Below are 17,184 nucleotides of genomic sequence, written 5' to 3' on the forward strand. Positions count from 1 at the left end.
GATGCAGTACACGGTCGTCGGCACAGCTTCATACGACGGCTCTTCTTGCCAATTACGCTTCGCTTGGGAAGGAAGAATTTGCAAGAAGTGCACTTCAAGCCGGAGAATCAAGCGCGACGACCGACTTTCGCATCGGATAAAACCCGTGCGGTGAGGGACGGGAAAGCCGGACGGGAGAAACAGGCGGCTCGTGCCGCTACAAAAGGGAAAGAATGCAATTATAAGAGGAAACGGGCGGTGGCGGGGTATCCGGGAGGCTGACTATAAAAGGACGAAGGCGGGCGATAAAGACAAAGGAGATAGCGCACTGACTGTGTTATCAGTACGCCATCTTGTACATTCAATCTTCGGAACCCGACACTTTCATTTTTGGGAACAATCCTTTTCAAAAGCATTCTTCTCCGAATGGCTCGATGTTCGCTTTTTGGAAAATTTGCGGGTTATGCTGATAAAGAAGCGGCAGGTTCAACATAGCCATAGGGTATTCCACGAAGCCGCTCCTGCGTTTGTAGCCGGAATCGGTCGCCAATCTGTTTTCTACCAAAAAGTCCAACGCATCCGGGTAATTGTTCACGTCGATAAAGGTACGGTCCGGCAAACCGAGCGCATCCATTTCCTCCAAATTGACGGAAAGTACGATATATTCGTCTTCATCTTCCACCATTACCAAGATAAGAGCCAACCAGCCATTGCGATAAAACCGTGGTACGAGGTAATACCGTTCGCCTCTGAACTCGTATTCTTTCTGTCTGAAAGAGCTGTCCGGCTCTACGATTTCAAATTCATCTTCACCTGCGGTAAAAGCAATCATAGGGTTGCTGGCATCTACATACGCTTCACCTGCTTTGTAGCACAAATACTCTCTGTTTTCGGAACGCACGATAGCAAATTGAATTTCCATAAAATCTTAACATTAATCAGTTGAACAATCTGTTTATTTTTTCCCTCCTTTCGGAAGCCTTCAGGCTTCTCCTGTCGGGATTTGATTTTTACGTGCATTAAAGATTGCCTTTCAGGGAGAAACAGGCAAGGAATTTGGGCAGAATTTTATAGTTGCGGTATTGAGCGTCCGCGAAATATGGACGATTGAAAATCGGGAAAGCTGCTGAAAAATTGTGTTCAAATAGCGTAGCGGTACTTGAATGTTCCTCCAAGGCAATACCTTTGCACCGGAAAAAGCATGTCCCGACGGGCAGAGCCGTTGGCGAAGGGATTTCCGTACAAAAGGAAAACGAAGGGATAAAAAGGGAGATCTGCCAACGGCAGTGCTAAAAAAGACAGCCGCTCCTGCGGCTCTCTCTCTGTAGCGTTGCGCTATTTCTTCCCGGTCTTGCTATCCGGTTCGTCTTGCCGTTTTTTCGGGGTGAACAGTCCATTGAAACAGACCGTCGTGGCAAAAGTACGTGCCTGCGTGGCATTGCACAATCCCGCTCCGGGCATTGTCGCACCGTTGTAATGTTTGCAGTCCTTACATTTCATCATTACCTCTTTTGATTGGTTAGACAGTAGGACGGATTTCTCCGTCCTACTATTGAATTATGGTCAAGCTGCGACCTCTTCGGGTTGCGTATGTTCTTCGGGTTGTACCTCTGCCGTGGGTTGTGTATTTTCTGCCTCGGCGGCTTCTTCGGGCTTTGTCTGCCGTTCCTTTGCCAACAAGGCGGCTTTGCGTTCCTCGATACGTTTATGGCGTTTCTCATACACCTCATTATATCCACTTTCAATTTCGGCGAGCGTGTCGGGCATGTGCTTACGGGCAAAATCGAGCAAGAGGGTCGCAGCAGCGTTATTGCCGTATGCGCCTTTGAAGTTGTCTATCAAGAAATCCCTGCGGATAACGGCTTTCTGCTTGGCCGTGAGGTTGGCGATGATGTTCATTTTTTCTTCGTCCTCAAGGTGTTGGTAGGCTTTTTTCTCCCCGATACCGAATACCCCGAAGTGTTCCCTGCGGAGAGACGACAGCAGGAAGAAATATATCATCTTTTCCTCGTCCTGCGTGAATTTGCTTTCAGACGTATCAACGTCCAAAATCTGTTTCTTAGCGTCTGCAACGGTTTTCTCGACGGCTATTTCCTTGTTACGTTTGTCCTGCTGTTCCAATTTTTCCACCGGGGAAAGTTGTTTTTCGGTAGCCATGTCCGCATTGGCGGCAGCACTTGCCATGTAACACAGCGTAATTTCTTTCTGCCCGATGCAGATATAAAACGTGAGTTCGCCCGTATCGATTCGTTCATGAATTGACTTGCATTTTTCCATATAGTTGCTGAAATCCTGCTCGTACTCCTTGTATGCCGCCTCGTATTCCTCGGTAGTGTCGTATTCTTCCTTTTCGGGTGCTACCGGCGTTTCGGGGTATGCCGTGGCATAGGTATTGAGGTGCTCGACCTCGTACCCCATAGCGGTAAGGCGTTCCACCGCAAGCATGTTATTGTTGAAATCTTGGTAGCCCAATGATACGGAGGGGTATTGTTCCACAAACTGCAAGGCTTTCTCCACGAGATAGGAAGCGTTCATTTCGGCCAGACAACTCCGATTGGCGCAATTTCCGCAACCACCCTCGCAGAACAACATCATGTTGTTGGTATTGTGGGGGCATGAGGCGCATAGGGTCTTGTCGAATGCGTAACGGCTAAGGTCTGTCGTGAAATCCCGTTCGATAAACTTTGCCACCTCGGCGGCTTTCAGTCCTCGCCAACAGTCGTACAACATGCTGTCGCTGTCTTTCAAGTGTTTATAGTACACCTCTTTCTGAATATCCGTACCGTATCGGCAAATCTCACTCGCTACACTGATTGTGATTTCGTCCTTTTCCAGAAGTTCGGCGATTTCGGGTATCAATGATACGAATTTCAGACGGGTACGGATATAGTTCTCGTTTTTGCCGAACTGCACGGCCAATGACTGCACATCGTAGCGACCGCTTTCCATGAGCTTTTGGTAGGCGTTGGCTTCCTCTATGGGGGTAACGTCCTTGCGCTGCAGGTTCTCCGTCACGGCCATTTCGGCGGCGGTCTCGTCCGAAACATGCAAGATGACAGCCGGAATTTCGGTCAGTTCTGCCATAAGGGCGGCACGATACCTGCGCTCTCCGAAAATAATCTCGAAGCGGTCGGTGTCCACAATGGGGCGCACGCCGATAGGTTGCAATACTCCCTGCTGACGAATACTCTCGGCCAGTTCGGCAAGGCTCGCCTCGTCAAAGTGCTTGCGTGGGTTATAGTTGCTCGGTTGAATATTCATCAATGCAACTGATACGATGTTGTTCTCTACTACTGATTGAATGTTCGCTGTTTCCATAATTCATAAATTTTAATTTGTTATTACATTAGATTGTTTGATTACTATTGTCTTTATTGTGCGGTGTCATACTCGTATATTTCCGGATTGTCGTACCCGTCGAACACTATCCGAAACGTGTCAAAGTCCTTTCTGCCCGCCAGTCTGACGGTATCTCTTTTCCCGATGAAATAGGGTTCATTCATTGTCCGAAACGGTGCGCCGAGCGTTATCCTATCCACCAACGTACAAACTTTGCCGGGTTGTTCGGGCATGATATAACCCAGTGCGTACTCGTTGTAAACTACCAATTTGATTTTATCCATATCGCTGTCAATTTTACGTTGTTTTTTTCTTTCCCTCCTTTCGGTTCCTTTCTCTGCCTGAACCGCTTTGAGGTTTTACGGATGCGGTACACGGCTGTCGGTACAGCTTCATACGACGGCTTTTCCTGCCAATTACTCTTTCGCAGAAAGGAAGAATTTGCAGGAAATACACTTCAAGCCGCCGTATCAAGCGCGACAGCGGACCTTTGCATCTGATAAAACACAACGGTGACGGCAGAGAATGAAGCCGGGAAAGCGGTAAGGGAATCGGTAGAAAAGGGATATGCCCGTCAGGGTTAGAATAGGGATAAAACGGGCCATGTGCCTGTACTTGCGGGCAGGTAAAAAAGAGAAAGATGGTAAGACTATAAAGGAGGAATGCGCCCTATGGAAACAGCGGGCGGATAAAAAAGGACGCATGGCTGCCGTCTCCGGGGTGGGCAGACGCGGTAGCCATGCCTGTGTTTATTGTTCGTTCTTCTCCAGATACTCTTTCATTGCCTCGTTCACGATGTCTTTCAGCGACATGTTCTTCTTGATGGCGAGGAATTTCATACGGGTATGAATGCTTTTGTTGATGACGAAGTTGCAATGAACCGCCGTTTCTTTTTCCGTGGGGGCTGCTACCGGCTGTTTTCCGCCGGTAGTCTTTTTCGTAGGTGACAGCAACCCGTCCAGTCCGCCTTTCATGCTGTCTTTCAGTAAATCGCTCTTGCTCATATCGGGATTATTTTAATTTCAGTACCTCTTGCGCCAGTGCCATGTAGTCCTTGGCTCCGTTGCTGTTCCTGCTATACTCGAAGATGTTCTTGCCCTTTATGGGAGCTTCGGCCAAAGATACGTTATCCCGTATAACGGTCTTGAACACCTTTTCGCAGAATGAATCCTTGACGAGTTCGGCCACACTTTTGTTCAGTGTCTTGCGTTTGTCGAACTGGGTAATTACAATGCCACCAATAGCGAGTTTCGGATTCAGGCGTTCCTGGACGGTGGCAATCACATTCATGATCTTGGCCATGCCGCGCATGGCGAGGAATTGTGCCTGTACCGGGATAATCAGGTAGTCTGCGGCGGTAAGGGCGTTCAGCGTCAGCAACCCCAACGAGGGCGGACAGTCGATAAGGATATAATCGAATTTCCGGTTTTCGAGCAACTTGCCAATCAGGCCGTTCAATATCAGTTCCCGTCCCGGCTCGTTGATGAGTTCTGCCTCGGCAGCCGAGAGGTCGAGGCAGGACGGTACGACGGTTACACCTCCTGCCGTTTCAACTAATGGCAAGGGGTATTTGCCTTTCATCGCCCCGTACACCGTCTGTTCTTCCTCAATGGAGAGGCCGAAGGATTCCGTAAGGTTCGCCTGACCGTCCATGTCGATAGCCAGCACGCGCTTTTTCTTTTGCTGCAGGGCCGCAGCCAGATTGATGGTGGTGGTCGTCTTTCCGACCCCTCCCTTATGGTTCAAGACCGCAATTATTTTTGTCATCGTTTCACTCTTTTATTCCACTTGCAAAGTTAATACTATTTTTCGTAAATACTAAAATTAGTATATACTAATTCACTAAAAACTATTGTTTTAGCAGTGTAGTATTTTAGTATTTACTACTATACTAAAATAAAGTTTGACTAAGAGTAGTATATCCTACATTCGCAGACGAGTGGCTTACTAATCTACTACATATAGGATATACTACATTTAGTATTCGCTTATTTTCAAAGGTTTACTCTCTTATCAGAAAGGCAAATCCTCCTTTTCGTCCTGCGGGAAATCTGCAGGAGGAACGGGTGCGCCGTCTGCTCCGCTTACTGCATTGTCCTCTCCGGCTGCCGCGCCTTCCCGCCTTCCGGTATTGATAAAGGCAATACTCTCTGCCGTGATGGAGAGCTGTATCTGGCTCTCGCCGTTCTTGTCTTTCCACAGGGAAGATGACAGCGTGCCGTCAACAAGTATGAGTCTCCCTTTCGTCAGATATTCGGACAAGCGGATATGGTTGTCCTTGTTGCTGCGTACCCTTATCCAAGTGGTGATGTTTTGCCCCTTTGAATAATCGTCAACGGCTATGTCCATAGCCATGAATGAGCCGTGTGCTCCTGAAATTACTTGGCAATCTTTGCCGATGCGTCCGATAGTGTGAACATGTAACATAATAGAAAATTGTTTGTGGCAAGGTGGTTGGTCCTGCCGTTACCTAACTGTTTATTTTTTCCCTCTTTTCGGTTCCTTTCTCTGCCTGAACCGTTCCGGGATTTTATAGATGCGGTACCCGGCTGCCGGTACAGCTTCATACGACGGCTTTTCTTGCCAATTACTCTTCGTAGAAGGAAGAATTTGCAAGAAATACACTTCAAGCCGCCGGATCAAGCGCGGCAGCCTACCTTTGCATCTGAAAAATCGGACGGTGACGGCAGAGAGGAGACCGTAGAGGTTATACATATAATTGATATAAAGGGAAGAGGGCTTCGCCCAAGTATAAGAGCAGAGGAAAAGAGAGAGGTATAAAAGGAAACCGCCAACGGAGTTGCGGTAATTTACAAACGGGTATCGTGCCCTTCACCGACGATGTTGTCATAGGCACGATACCTTATCATAGCTTATTTTGTCAGAACCGGTATCTCAAAGGGAGGAATGCAGCAAATCGCCCATCCTTTGTTCTGGCAAAGTACAAAACCCTCTGACGATAGTATCTCCGTTTACGCCTTCAAGTCCGGCGAACATTTGTAATGCGTCAAACCCTCTGTCGAACTGTTCCATGATGACGGCGGGGGCAAAATGGATAATCCCGTGAGGGTAGCTTTTCGATGTGCCAATCCACCCGCGCAAATAATCATCGAAACAGCCTTCTGCTCTTGACGCATGGAACTCTTGTGAATGGGAACTGCAAATGGTTTTACCGTAGATTTCGTCTCCTAAAATTAAAGTTCCCGTTTGCGGATTGTACATAAAACGCCGATTGGTTATTTGAAGAATATCTATGATTTCCCATTTGACATTGATAACCATCAGGATTTTTTCAACCTGCCTTTTCATGCGTTTGCCTGTTTTACAATTTTTCTTGTCCATCACTTGTCTTTTATGCCGTGAAACATCTGCTTTTTTACCCTTTTTTCGATTCTTCTCTCTGTCTGAACCGTTCCGGGATTTTACAGATGCGGAACACGGCTGCCGACAGGGCTTCATACGGTGGGTTTCCCGGCCAATTACGCTTTCATGGAAAGGAAGAATTTGCGGGGAATGCACTTCAAGCCGCCGGATCAAGCATGGCAGCCGACCTTTGCATCTGGCAAACCGGACGATACCGGCAGAGAGGAGACCGGAACAGACCGGTAAATATGATGGTAAAAAGGGAGTACGGCTTTGCCTGTATAAATGCAGGGGAAGCGAAGTAGAAAAGGGTCCGGCTTGGGCGGGTCAGGCAAGGGTCTGCCGGGGCAAACATGAAAGGGATTCTCCTTATCCGCTCCACGCCTGAATTTCGACCGGGCGGAATGAAAGCGCGGAGCGAATAAGAAGTATCACCGTTTGCCCTTGACGTGGCAGGTCACAAGGGAAAGATACGGAACAGAGGCGGAAAGTCCGAAACCAGCGGCATAAAGACCGGTCGGGCTGTGGAATACCGTGTTGTTTCGACAGGTCGAAGCTCCGGCATGGAACGGCACGATCCGGGCTGCCGCCGGTTTTGAACGGCCTCCCGTACCTTTCCCTGACGACTTGTTACGGCACAGACTTTCCACTGGTTCACGGGGTTGGGAAAGCCGGCGTATAATAGGGAAACAGCCTGAAGGTAAAAAAGGAGTAATCGTACTATAAAAGGTATCGGTTGCCCCGCAATCCGTCCGGAGGGCTTTCGCCCATCGGACAGACCACAGAGGTTATCGGCTTATAGTTTGGGCTTGTTCTTCGGGAGAATGGGGCAAGAAAGTATTATTCTGTAAAATGGCCCCAGCTCGGTCTTTACCGGGTCTTTCGATACCAAGAATGTTGCGCTCTCCTTGACCTTCGCTATATCCAAAATGGTCTTACAGATGTACTTATTCCTCAAACGTGTTCCTCCCCTGTTGAACTGCAGCGGAAAACCTCGCTTGTCAGTGGTTTTGTGCAGAAACCACTCTTTCGGGTTGTTTTCATCACAGCCAAACTCCAGTCGGTCGTTCATTGTGATATTCATTTCTTTTGCCAATTTGGTGGATAGATACATGTTGCCGGTAACGCTGTTGAACCTTATGCTTCTTTTACCTACACGGTTTTCTCTTGTCCGGCAATTCTCGACGTTGTAAATTACAAATTTCATTTTCTTGAATTATTTACGGGTTATACAAATTACATGCTTACGTGGGCGTACCTTTTGGAAAATCCTTCGTGATTGCGGATAGTGTCGGTTATATCGCTTATTCTCCGGTGTATCGCACTTGCGGAAATGCCTGCATAGGCGGAAAGGTGTCTGTATGAACATTTCGCCTCGTACTCTTTCAGTCTGAAAAGCTCGTAGTCCGTTTGGGGATATTTCTTCTTCACAAACAGCAGTATGTCATACACCAGCTTGTCGGAAGCTGCCAGCACCTCGACGGACGGTGTTTCTTCTTCCTGCATGAGCAAAAAGAAATGTTCGTTGTCGGGGAAACAGTAACAACTATCCTTGTGAATACATTTCAGTCTGCACTTTTTGTACACGCCGAAAAAATAAGGCTCGAAGCTCTCGACAGGTATTTCCGAAATCACGACTTCCCGTTTCATCGCCAAATAGGCGTCGTGAAAGGCGTCCTCGTGCAGGTAACGTCCGAATATGTTACGCAATCTCTGATAGTTGTAAACGAACCAGTTGTCAAAAAGCGAATTTTTTTTCATGTTTCAATTTGTTTTTAAGTTTTTTTTATTTCCCTCCGGTTCGAGCGATTACCGGAAAGTTCGATTCTTTTTTCTGCCTCGTCTTTGCATCACGGGGTTTGCAGCAAGGATTCCATGAAAAATACTCTTGGAATGGAATGAGAAGGAAGATTTTTCATCAGGAAAATCGAAGATGGGCCTTGAGGCAAAGTTTTGAGATGCAATCAACTTTGCGGAAAAAAGTGTCGGGCTTTACGGTCGTCGGTTCGTGATAGCATCTCAATCTACAAAGGGGGGGGAAGCGAAAGCCTGCCTATAAAAGACAAGGTGTGTGGTATAAAAGGAGTGGCTGGAGGTACAAGGGGAAGATTCCGTTACAACCGGGTATGGCCGTGGCAGACCGGAAGGTGAAAAAATCCCCTGTCCGGTGTTGTAACCGAACAGAGGGAAAAGGTTAAATCTATGAATTATGGTCATGCCGCTTTGTCGGTGGCCTCGTGTTCGGAAAGGGCGGACTGCGTGCGTTCCGCCTCTTTCATGCTTTCGTCGATCCGATGCTGTAAAGCGTTGCACTCCTGTTTGAGCCTTGCCAACTCGTCCGCCTTGCTCCACTTGCGGGCGATGATTCCCTGCAAAGCGGGTATCTCGCTCTCCAGCTTGGCTATCTTCTGCCGTTGTTCCTCAATCATGCCGGGCAGCTTGGCGAGGGCGGCTTGCGGGTATCGGGAGGATTCCACGAAGCCCAGAGGCAATGCTCCCGATATGCCACAACGGTATTTCAGTCCGCTTACGCCCTCGACGAGGAACGTGTTGCGGTAGAATGTACCGCCCATGTCATACTCGCTGTACACCGACAGGTTCAATCCGGCATACGTGCCTATCGTACCGATTGCCCCGTTGCGGTAGGTCTTGGAAATGCGGTGCAGCTCCCGTCCGGTCTCTTCCGCCGTGGCTTGTGCGAGGTTCAACAGCCGGGTCGTCCGGTCTCCGGTGTAAGAGGTGATATATTCCCAGTCCTGCGTCATGCGTGCCGCCGCACTCTCGGCCTTTGTCATGTCTTCCCGGTTGGCCGCAATCTTACGCTCGGCCCTGATACGGTCTTTCTTGAAAATGGCCTGTTCCTTTTCGAGCTGCATAATCTTGTTGTCGAGCTTCGTTTTCTCCAACAGGTCGGTATTTCCCGACAGGAGAGCCACGAACTCGGCGAAATTCATGCCGTTATCCTCGTCCATAGCGTCCTCGTCGATACGGCGCACAGCAATCGTACCGTTGTTAATTTGGTTGATGAACATTTGCTTGGTTTTCAACAGGTTAAATTTGTAAGCGTCGAGCGTCTTTTCCGTTCCGTAAATCACCACGTCCACGGTATTGTTTCCCCAGAGCTTAACGGTGTTGCCTTTGCGTACCGCACGACCGTTGCGCTGCTCCATGTCGGCGGGGCGCCAAGGTATCTCCAGATGATGCACCGCAACGGCCCTTTCTTGGGCGTTTACTCCCGTTCCCAACATCGAGGTAGAGCCGAACAACACCCGTACCCTGCCACTGTTCATGTCCGCAAAAAGTTTCTTTCTCGCCCGTTCGGTCTTGGCGTACTGGATAAACTGGATTTCATCGGCAGGAATCCCCATTGCCACCAGCTTGTCCTTGATGTCGCTATAGATGTTCCACTCGTTCGGCTTGTAAGTGGCAAGGTCGCTGAAGACGAACTGTGTACCACGATTGGCATTTGAACTTACATAATAATCATAAATAGTTCTTGCGCAAATCGAAGCCTTGTTGTTCGGGTCATCAGTAAACTTATCGCCCAACAGACGCATATCAAGAGACATCTTACGGGCCACGTTGGTAGCAACAAGCATTTTTGCCTTGTCGAGATTGTCCGGCTGCGGAATATCCAACCCCAAATCTTCCCATTGTCCGCTGTGCGCAAAGGCGACGAGCCGCCCGATCATTTCCTCCTGTTGGATAGTGGGTGCATGGGAAAGGAAACGCACGTTTTTGTCCGGCACATCGAGGTTTATCATATCGGCTGTACGATAGTCGGTAATCTCCCGCAGGAACATCGCCAGTTCCGGCACTTTGATGTAAGTGCGGAAACGCTCTTTGCGCTTTATCGTACCCGTTACGTTCAGCTCGTAGTCGGCGGCCTTTTTCGTGAAGATAGCCGCCCAAGCGTCGAAACAGCTTACTTGTTGCCGTTTGAGTTCCCTTGGACGCAGATATTTGAACATCACGTACAGTTCGGTCAGCGCATTGACGACCACCGTACCCGACAGGAACGTAGCCCCCAAGTCCTTTCCCGTGCGGCGTTGAATGTCCCGAATGGCAAACAAAAGGTTCATCGCCCTTTGCGAGCCTTGCGCATTGCCGATGCCCGCTACTCTCGTGTGGCGTGTCTGGAACATCAAATTTTTATAGCAGTGGCATTCGTCTACAAAAATGTGGTCTATGCCCATCGAACGGAAATCGATGGTATCGTCTTTCCGGAGGTCTATCTTCATCTGCAGTTCGGCGAGCTTGGCTTCAAGGTTCTGTTTCCGGGTTTCCAGTCCTTTCTGCATCCTGCCGCTCCGGTAACGCATAGTGGATTGCTCCAGCACTTCGAGGCTGCGCTCCACATCGGCCAGTTCTTCCGAGAATATGTCGTACATGGTTTCTTCGGATTGCGGAATCTTGCTAAACTGGTCGTGTGTCAGGATAATGCAATCCCAGTTGTTGTTCTTGATTTTTGAAAACACTTCCTTGCGGTTGGCGGGGGTGAAATCTTCCTTGCCCGGATAGAGCACCTTGGCCGTGGGGTATGCCTTTCGGAATGTATCGGCAATCTCGTGTACATTGGCTTTCAGCCCGATAATGAGGGGTTTCTGCACCAGTCCGAGACGTTTCATTTCGTATGCGGCCACGCACATAATCATCGTCTTGCCCGTGCCGACCTCGTGCCAGCAGATACCGCCGCCGTTCTGCTTAATCATCCAGATAGCGTCTTTCTGTGAGGGATAAAGTTCTTTGTACGGGAACAGCTCGAAAGAGAGGCCGGGGAACGTCTGCGCCGAGCCGTCGTAGTGCGGACGCACGTAACAATTGAAGCGCTCGTTGTATGTCCTTACCAGTTCGTCCCGGACTTCCAAAGGCTCATCGTCAAGCCACCGGTTGAAACGGTCTCTGATTTCCTGTATCTTGGCGGCGGCCTCCTGCATGGCTTCCTCGTCCGGCACACGTATTTTGCTGCCGTTCCGGTATTCCTCTTTCGTTATCTCAGGTACGGTATCGTGCAGGGCGTGTACAAACAAGTCCTCGCCGTTGTAATTGCGCACGGAATAGGTATTGTATGCCACGGGCGAATATCCCTGCAGCCGAATCAAGTAGGTATCGTTCACGTCGAAATACATCACGTCCGCACCCACTCCGAATAGGTCGGAGGCGAAATCGGCGTACAGCTTCGTATCTATCCACCGCTCGCCCATGTTGATGTCGAGTTCTTCATAGGGTATCGGTTCGGGTATGGTGTTCTCCAGTGCCTTTGCGGACGCTTCGGCCCATTCTTTCTCCTTGCCTGCGAGATTCGGGAGAAAGGAAAGCGTCTCTTCCTGCTTGGCGATGATGTTTCCGGAGAGGAACTTTCCTTTGTGCTCCCATTCCCCATTGGCCGGATTGTAGAAAATTTCCCCTTGCAGGGCTTCGATGATTTCTTCTTCCTCCTTGTTCGTGGCTTGTGCCATGTAGCCCATATCGACCTTGCCGTAAAAGTTCAGGCTGCTTGCCAAGGCTTCCACGGGGGACAGCGTTACGGCGGTGTCTATCTTCTTGAAAGCTACAGGTTCACGCATAACGTCGGCTTTGAAGATGTCCCTGCCGACCTGCATTTCTATCGTGAACACCTCCGTACCGAGGCTGTCGAGCAAGATAAACTCCTTGTTGTCGTTGTCGTGGAAAAATCCCCATTTGGCAATAAAAGCGTCGTATAGGGTGTTGAGTTGTTTACGCAGTTCCGAGCACTCCTTTTGTTCTTCCCGTTCCCTGCCGGACAGCTCGAAATACACCTTGCGTATGGGGAAATAGTCGGCGGCCCTGTCCGTATTTACCTTGCCCTCGTCCACGGGTACGAAATCAACGGCTGTCTCCGTGTAACGGCTCGACTTACGAAACCGAAGCGTACCTACCTGCCCCTCGAAAACGACCATTGCGCCGTTCTTCATCCATGTTTCCATGTCCTCCGTGTAGGCACGTATGCCTTTGACCGTCTGCGGCTCGCCGAAAAGAGACATCTGCACGGGGGTGTTGTCCTGGCCGTGATTGGCAAAAAGAGCCTTGCGAAAATAGCGGTCGAAATCGTATTTGAGCAGTGCGGAAAGGTATTGGGACATGGCGTTTCCATCGCCTAACCACTGGTATTTGCGGACGTACTTACCGAACTGGTTCAGCGCAATGCGACTGTCCGTGGCAAGGGCGGTCTTGGGGAGGGTAAAGATTTTGTTCGCATAGTCGGTCATCGTTCCTGCCGTGTCGACCTTTTCCTTGGAGACCTGCAAAAACATCTTCTCCCGTAACGAGAGCGTCGCCTTGCGGCTGTGCTTTTGGAATATCAAAAGGTCGCTCCCTACCTCTATGCCGCTCGTCTGCATGAAAAGGGTATCGGGTAGCCGTAAGGCCGTTATGAGGTCGGCATGATTGACGAGGTACTCGCGCACGAACTTGTTGCCCGGCGTGTCGGCAATTCCTCTCGGCGCAACGAACGCCAGCAGTCCGCCCTCGTTCAACAGTTCCATTGCCTTGACAAAAAAGTAGTTGTGTATGGTCTTGGCTGACTGTTCGTACATGCCGCCTTTCTTCCACATTTCCGCATCGAACACCCGGAAATTGCCGAACGGGATATTCGAGGCGATAACATCGAAGCTCTCATGCTCCAGATGCTGGTCGGCTATCGTCTCGAAGCCTGCCGTTACCGTGGTCGCCTCGTCATACAGAAGCGACAGGATAAGCCCCGTAAGACAATCTTTTTCAAAAGCGTAGCTGCGAGTGCCGGGCATGGAGACGGGCAGAAAGCCGCCAATTCCCGCACTGGGTTCAAGAAAGGTACTCATTTGCAGGCAGTTATCCTTGAATGTAGCGTGTATCTGCCGGGTTACTGCGTCCACGAGGAATTTCGGTGTGTAAAAAGCAGTCAGGACGGAGGATTTTATACTGTTGATGACGGCTTGCCGCATGGCGTCGTCATAATAGGGATATGCGCCTATCAAGTCCTGCAGCTTGCGGATAGGCTCGGCCACATCATCGCTGACGGTATGCTCCGTTCCTATATTCAATACATCTTTAATCCCCCCGAAACCGGAATATCGGGATAATACCTCTTTCTCTTCGTCAGTGGCTTGTCGGTCGTCGATACGGACTTTCATTGCCGTTGCAATGGCTTCCACGTTTGCCACCAGTGATTTTAATTTGCTGTAACTCATAATTTAACCTTGTTTGTTTCCCTTTATTCGGCCTGTTTGCGGCCTCCGGGATTATTTTTCTGCCTCTTGAAGGTGGCAGGGACAATCGGACAAGGCTGAAGCGAAAAAATACGCTCGACAACGGAGAGGAAGATTTTTGCGCCTCACTCGCGGCGCAGCCGGCATTGGCAAGATTGGAACGGCCCGTTACCTTCGCGGAAAAATAATACCCCGCAGGTCGCTGCAAGGCTGGGCACGGAAACCGACAGCTAAAAGAGGGAGGAAAATGCGTACAAGGGAGAAAGGACGGAACGGGTATAGAAAAGGGAGAAAGCGTCGTACAACGGGGAATGCTGCCGACAGACCGGAAATCCGGAGAAGATGGGATAAGACAAGGGAATCCTGTGCATAATCAAAAGAAAAACTTACCCCTGTAACCGATTATAATGAATAACCTATGACTGAAAAGAATACTCCCATCTTATCTCCCGAATATCTCGATTTCAGAAACGAGATAACCTCCCGCATCCGGTCGCCCCAATACGAGGCATTGAAGGCCGTAAACAAAGAGATGATCGCCCTGTATTGGGAAATCGGCAGGCGGATTACCGAACAACAAGCGGCCTTGGGCTGGGGAAAATCCGTCATGGAGAACCTTTCGCGGTACATACAAAAGGAGTTTCTGGGTATAAAGGGATTCGGTGTTTCCAACATGTGGGACATGGCCCGTTTTTATACCGAATACCGGTCGAATGAAATTCTCCAACCGTTAGTTGGAGAAATTAGCTGGTCGAAGCACATCGTCATTCTGACCAAGTGCAAAGAGATGCAACAACGGCAATTCTACATCTTGTCAACCAAGAAATACGGCTGGACGAAAGATGTACTTATCAACAAGATAGAAGCAAAGACCTACGAAAATTATCTGCTCGGTCAGAGCAACTTCGACATGACCTTGCCGGAGAAGATAAAGAACCAGGCCATACTTGCCCTGAAAGACGAATATACATTCGACCTTGTGGGCCTTTCGAAAGAACATTCCGAATACGAACTGGAACAAGCGATTATAAAGAATATCCGCGCGTTCCTCATGGAGTAGCGAGATATTCAGTTTTTTCTAACTGAAAGTGAGTACAGAAATGTTATCATAGCATGGCAGAGACTATTTGTCAATCCACTCTTTTAGCCGTTGAGCCTTCTCTTTACTAACGGTTATTTTTGTGTTCGGATACCCTTTTAAGCGGACAATAAGTTTCCCTCCGAAATAATTAGAAAGAAACAATACGTATTCTATGTTAATTATGTATTGGCGGTTGGCACGGAAGAAGCAATCAGGATTGAGTTGCTGTTCGAGTTCGTCCATTGACATATTGACAACTTCTGAAGTTCCATTATTAAGACGAAGGTATACCGTCTTGTTTTCGGTTTCGATATGGTTGATGTCCGAAACACGTACGGTCTTATACCCGTCACGATAGGGCAACAGGAAACGTTCCCGATAGCGGAACTGGTTCTTCTGCAACGAATCGAAAAGCTGCCGGAGATTTTCGTCAGCATAATTCTTGCCAGCTTTGGTAGCTTTATCTATGGCAGCTTCAAGTTCATCGGCATCCAAAGGCTTCAGAAGATAGTCAAAGCTATTGAACTTGAAAGCCTGTACCGCATATTCATCGTATGCGGTGGTGAATATGATTGGAACGGTTGCCGGAGCATATTTAAGCGCTTCAAAACTCAGGCCGTCAGTAAGGCGGATATCCGCAAGGATGAGGTCTGTTGTTTTGCCTGATTGGAAAAAATCGACCGCCTCTTTGATATTTGTAAGTGGTCCTTCAATTATAAACGTCGTATCAATGTCGTTCAGCAATCTAATGAGACGCATGGCATTGCGCTGTTCGTCTTCAAGAATCAGTATCTTCATAGGGACTGTTTTTTTATGATGGGCAAACTCACCGAATAGAAGTTCTCGGCATTTTCTATCTTGACTTTTTTATCGCAGAGCAACGAATAACGCTCTATTATGTTTTTATGACCCAAGCCGGTCGATTCCATTTTTGAGAGCAAGGAAGATTTAAGGTTGCGCACTGTGATATAGTCGTCAGACAACGTGATGTCAATAAACAACGGATTTTCCATCGAAAAACCGTTATGCTTTATTGCATTCTCCACAAGAAGTTGCAACACGGCCGGGGGAAGGTATCCTTTGCATTCTTTCAGTTCGAGGCTGATGTTCGTGACGCCCCCTCCGACGTGGCGCACCTGCATCAGATACAAGTATGATTCAAGGAACTTTATCTCATCTCTGACGGGAATCAGATTCCGGTCCAGATTGGTGATGATGTACCGGTACACTTTCGACAGGTTACTCAGGAACTTGCCGGCAAGTTTGGTATCTTCCTCTATCAATTCCAGCAGGTTGTTGAAGTTGTTGAACATGAAGTGCGGATTAATTTGCAGCTTCAGCGAGTTGAGTTGCGACTGTAAGGCAATCTCCTTCTCCTTCATCAGTGCCATTTCAAGAGCCTGCTTCTCATCGCGCGCCCTGATGTATGACTGGAGGAAGAATGTGTTGGCATAAACGCTTGATATGAAAGTGGCTATCATGGCAAAAGTGTAAGCCCCCTTCATGTTGATCAGTTCGTCAAGAAGCCCGTTGCCGGTTTCATCCCACAAAAGATTGAACAGAGATGTCATGCCGAACGCAACGAGGTTATTCAGCGTCAAAAGACAGGAAGCATAGACAATCACCCACACATAAGATGTTCTGAACGGCAAAATCTTAAAAACAAGGTAAGAGAACCCCAAGGATATGTAGGTAAAGAGCATACACAACAAAAAATCGACGACATAATCGACTGTCGCCATTCCCGGTAATTGGTTGGCGGTTTCGTCATCAAGAATTAACCATATAATAAGGTAGAGGATATAGGAAACGAGCGATAGCAGGAAGCCGTTCCGCCAGTTCATTATTTTTACATTTTCTTTGATCATATTTGGTTGCAAAGTTACTTCATGTTGCAAAGGTACGACTTTGCTTTTTCATTTGATAGGTCGAAACCGGATGAAACAGACAAAACAGCAGTTGAAACAGATAAAAGGAGTGTCGAGACAGATGGTTCTATCATTTATACTGTATTCGATGCTTGCATAATGAACGTAGATTGCCAAAACAGGGTATGATTTTGGTAATCTGTAGGAAGGTGACGCATCAAGAAGCATGGCTTAACTGCCCAAAGATGTGCATCTTTGAAAAGAGCATTTACAATGACATTTCAGAAGCCATTTTAGCTGTTTTATAAATGTTTTTTTCCGTTTCGACTGCATGCCGGTTGTCGGC

General features: G+C 48.5%; 15 protein-coding genes and 1 pseudogene. 3 read left to right on the forward strand and 13 right to left on the reverse strand.

Going from position 1 to position 17,184, the window contains the following annotated elements:
• The first annotated feature begins 63 nt into the window (after positions 1-63).
• Positions 64-261 carry a hypothetical protein gene (locus tag BACCOP_RS20690; RefSeq protein WP_154396197.1) on the forward strand — a complete coding sequence of 66 codons (198 nt, stop codon included), beginning with the start codon at positions 64-66 and terminating at the stop codon, positions 259-261.
• 124 nt (positions 262-385) lie between these two features.
• On the opposite strand, the gene BACCOP_RS11745 is transcribed toward BACCOP_RS20690, so the two are convergent.
• The 8 genes from BACCOP_RS11745 to BACCOP_RS11775 form a co-directional block, all read right to left on the reverse strand.
• Complete coding sequence (locus tag BACCOP_RS11745; protein WP_007569328.1) at positions 386-901, reverse strand: DUF4313 domain-containing protein; 516 nt, start codon at positions 899-901, stop codon at positions 386-388.
• 413 nt (positions 902-1,314) lie between these two features.
• Positions 1,315-1,482, reverse strand: coding sequence for a hypothetical protein (locus tag BACCOP_RS20695; RefSeq protein WP_007569330.1), 168 nt, complete (start codon positions 1,480-1,482; stop codon positions 1,315-1,317).
• A gap of 60 nt (positions 1,483-1,542) precedes the next feature.
• Positions 1,543-3,297, reverse strand: a complete 1,755-nt coding sequence (locus BACCOP_RS11750; protein WP_007569332.1) for a ParB/RepB/Spo0J family partition protein — start codon at positions 3,295-3,297, stop codon at positions 1,543-1,545.
• A gap of 53 nt (positions 3,298-3,350) precedes the next feature.
• A complete protein-coding gene (locus BACCOP_RS11755) occupies positions 3,351-3,602 on the reverse strand; it encodes a hypothetical protein (protein WP_007569334.1) in 252 nt (83 codons plus the stop codon).
• Positions 3,603-4,067: 465 nt separating this feature from the next.
• Complete coding sequence (locus BACCOP_RS11760; RefSeq protein ID WP_007569339.1) at positions 4,068-4,322, reverse strand: plasmid partition protein ParG; 255 nt, start codon at positions 4,320-4,322, stop codon at positions 4,068-4,070.
• A 7-nt stretch (positions 4,323-4,329) separates the two neighbouring features.
• Entirely contained in the window at positions 4,330-5,085 is a 756-nt protein-coding gene (locus BACCOP_RS11765; protein ID WP_007569340.1) for a ParA family protein, read from the reverse strand.
• Between the two features lie 246 nt (positions 5,086-5,331).
• Entirely contained in the window at positions 5,332-5,745 is a 414-nt protein-coding gene (locus tag BACCOP_RS11770; protein ID WP_007569341.1) for a single-stranded DNA-binding protein, read from the reverse strand.
• A gap of 468 nt (positions 5,746-6,213) precedes the next feature.
• A complete protein-coding gene (locus tag BACCOP_RS11775; RefSeq protein WP_007569346.1) occupies positions 6,214-6,660 on the reverse strand; it encodes a hypothetical protein in 447 nt (148 codons plus the stop codon).
• Between the two features lie 86 nt (positions 6,661-6,746).
• Between BACCOP_RS11775 and BACCOP_RS11780 the strand changes: the two genes are divergently transcribed.
• Positions 6,747-6,986, forward strand: a complete 240-nt coding sequence (locus BACCOP_RS11780; protein WP_007569347.1) for a hypothetical protein — start codon at positions 6,747-6,749, stop codon at positions 6,984-6,986.
• A 491-nt stretch (positions 6,987-7,477) separates the two neighbouring features.
• Here BACCOP_RS11780 and BACCOP_RS11790 read toward each other — a convergent pair whose 3' ends face one another.
• The 3 genes from BACCOP_RS11790 to BACCOP_RS11800 form a co-directional block, all read right to left on the reverse strand.
• Positions 7,478-7,888, reverse strand: a complete 411-nt coding sequence (locus BACCOP_RS11790; protein ID WP_007569349.1) for a hypothetical protein — start codon at positions 7,886-7,888, stop codon at positions 7,478-7,480.
• 29 nt (positions 7,889-7,917) lie between these two features.
• Positions 7,918-8,442, reverse strand: a complete 525-nt coding sequence (locus tag BACCOP_RS11795) for a hypothetical protein (protein WP_007569350.1) — start codon at positions 8,440-8,442, stop codon at positions 7,918-7,920.
• Positions 8,443-8,894: 452 nt separating this feature from the next.
• A complete protein-coding gene (locus BACCOP_RS11800; RefSeq protein WP_007569351.1) occupies positions 8,895-13,871 on the reverse strand; it encodes an N-6 DNA methylase in 4,977 nt (1,658 codons plus the stop codon).
• Positions 13,872-14,307: 436 nt separating this feature from the next.
• Here BACCOP_RS11800 and BACCOP_RS11810 point away from each other — a divergent pair.
• Positions 14,308-14,946 (forward strand): annotated as a pseudogene (locus BACCOP_RS11810) (DUF1016 N-terminal domain-containing protein); the annotation flags it as partial.
• Between the two features lie 66 nt (positions 14,947-15,012).
• Here BACCOP_RS11810 and BACCOP_RS11815 read toward each other — a convergent pair.
• On the reverse strand, positions 15,013-15,768 hold the full coding sequence (locus BACCOP_RS11815) for a LytR/AlgR family response regulator transcription factor (RefSeq protein WP_007569354.1): 756 nt from the start codon (positions 15,766-15,768) through the stop codon (positions 15,013-15,015).
• The gene (locus tag BACCOP_RS11820) at positions 15,765-16,814 is read right to left on the reverse strand and encodes a sensor histidine kinase (protein ID WP_235776964.1); all 1,050 of its coding nucleotides are present in this window, start codon (positions 16,812-16,814) and stop codon (positions 15,765-15,767) included. Before BACCOP_RS11820 ends, BACCOP_RS11815 begins: the two co-directional genes overlap by 4 nt.
• Between the last annotated feature and the right edge of the window lie 370 nt (positions 16,815-17,184).

It is taken from the genome of Phocaeicola coprocola DSM 17136, assembly GCF_000154845.1.
Lineage (GTDB): Bacteria > Bacteroidota > Bacteroidia > Bacteroidales > Bacteroidaceae > Phocaeicola > Phocaeicola coprocola.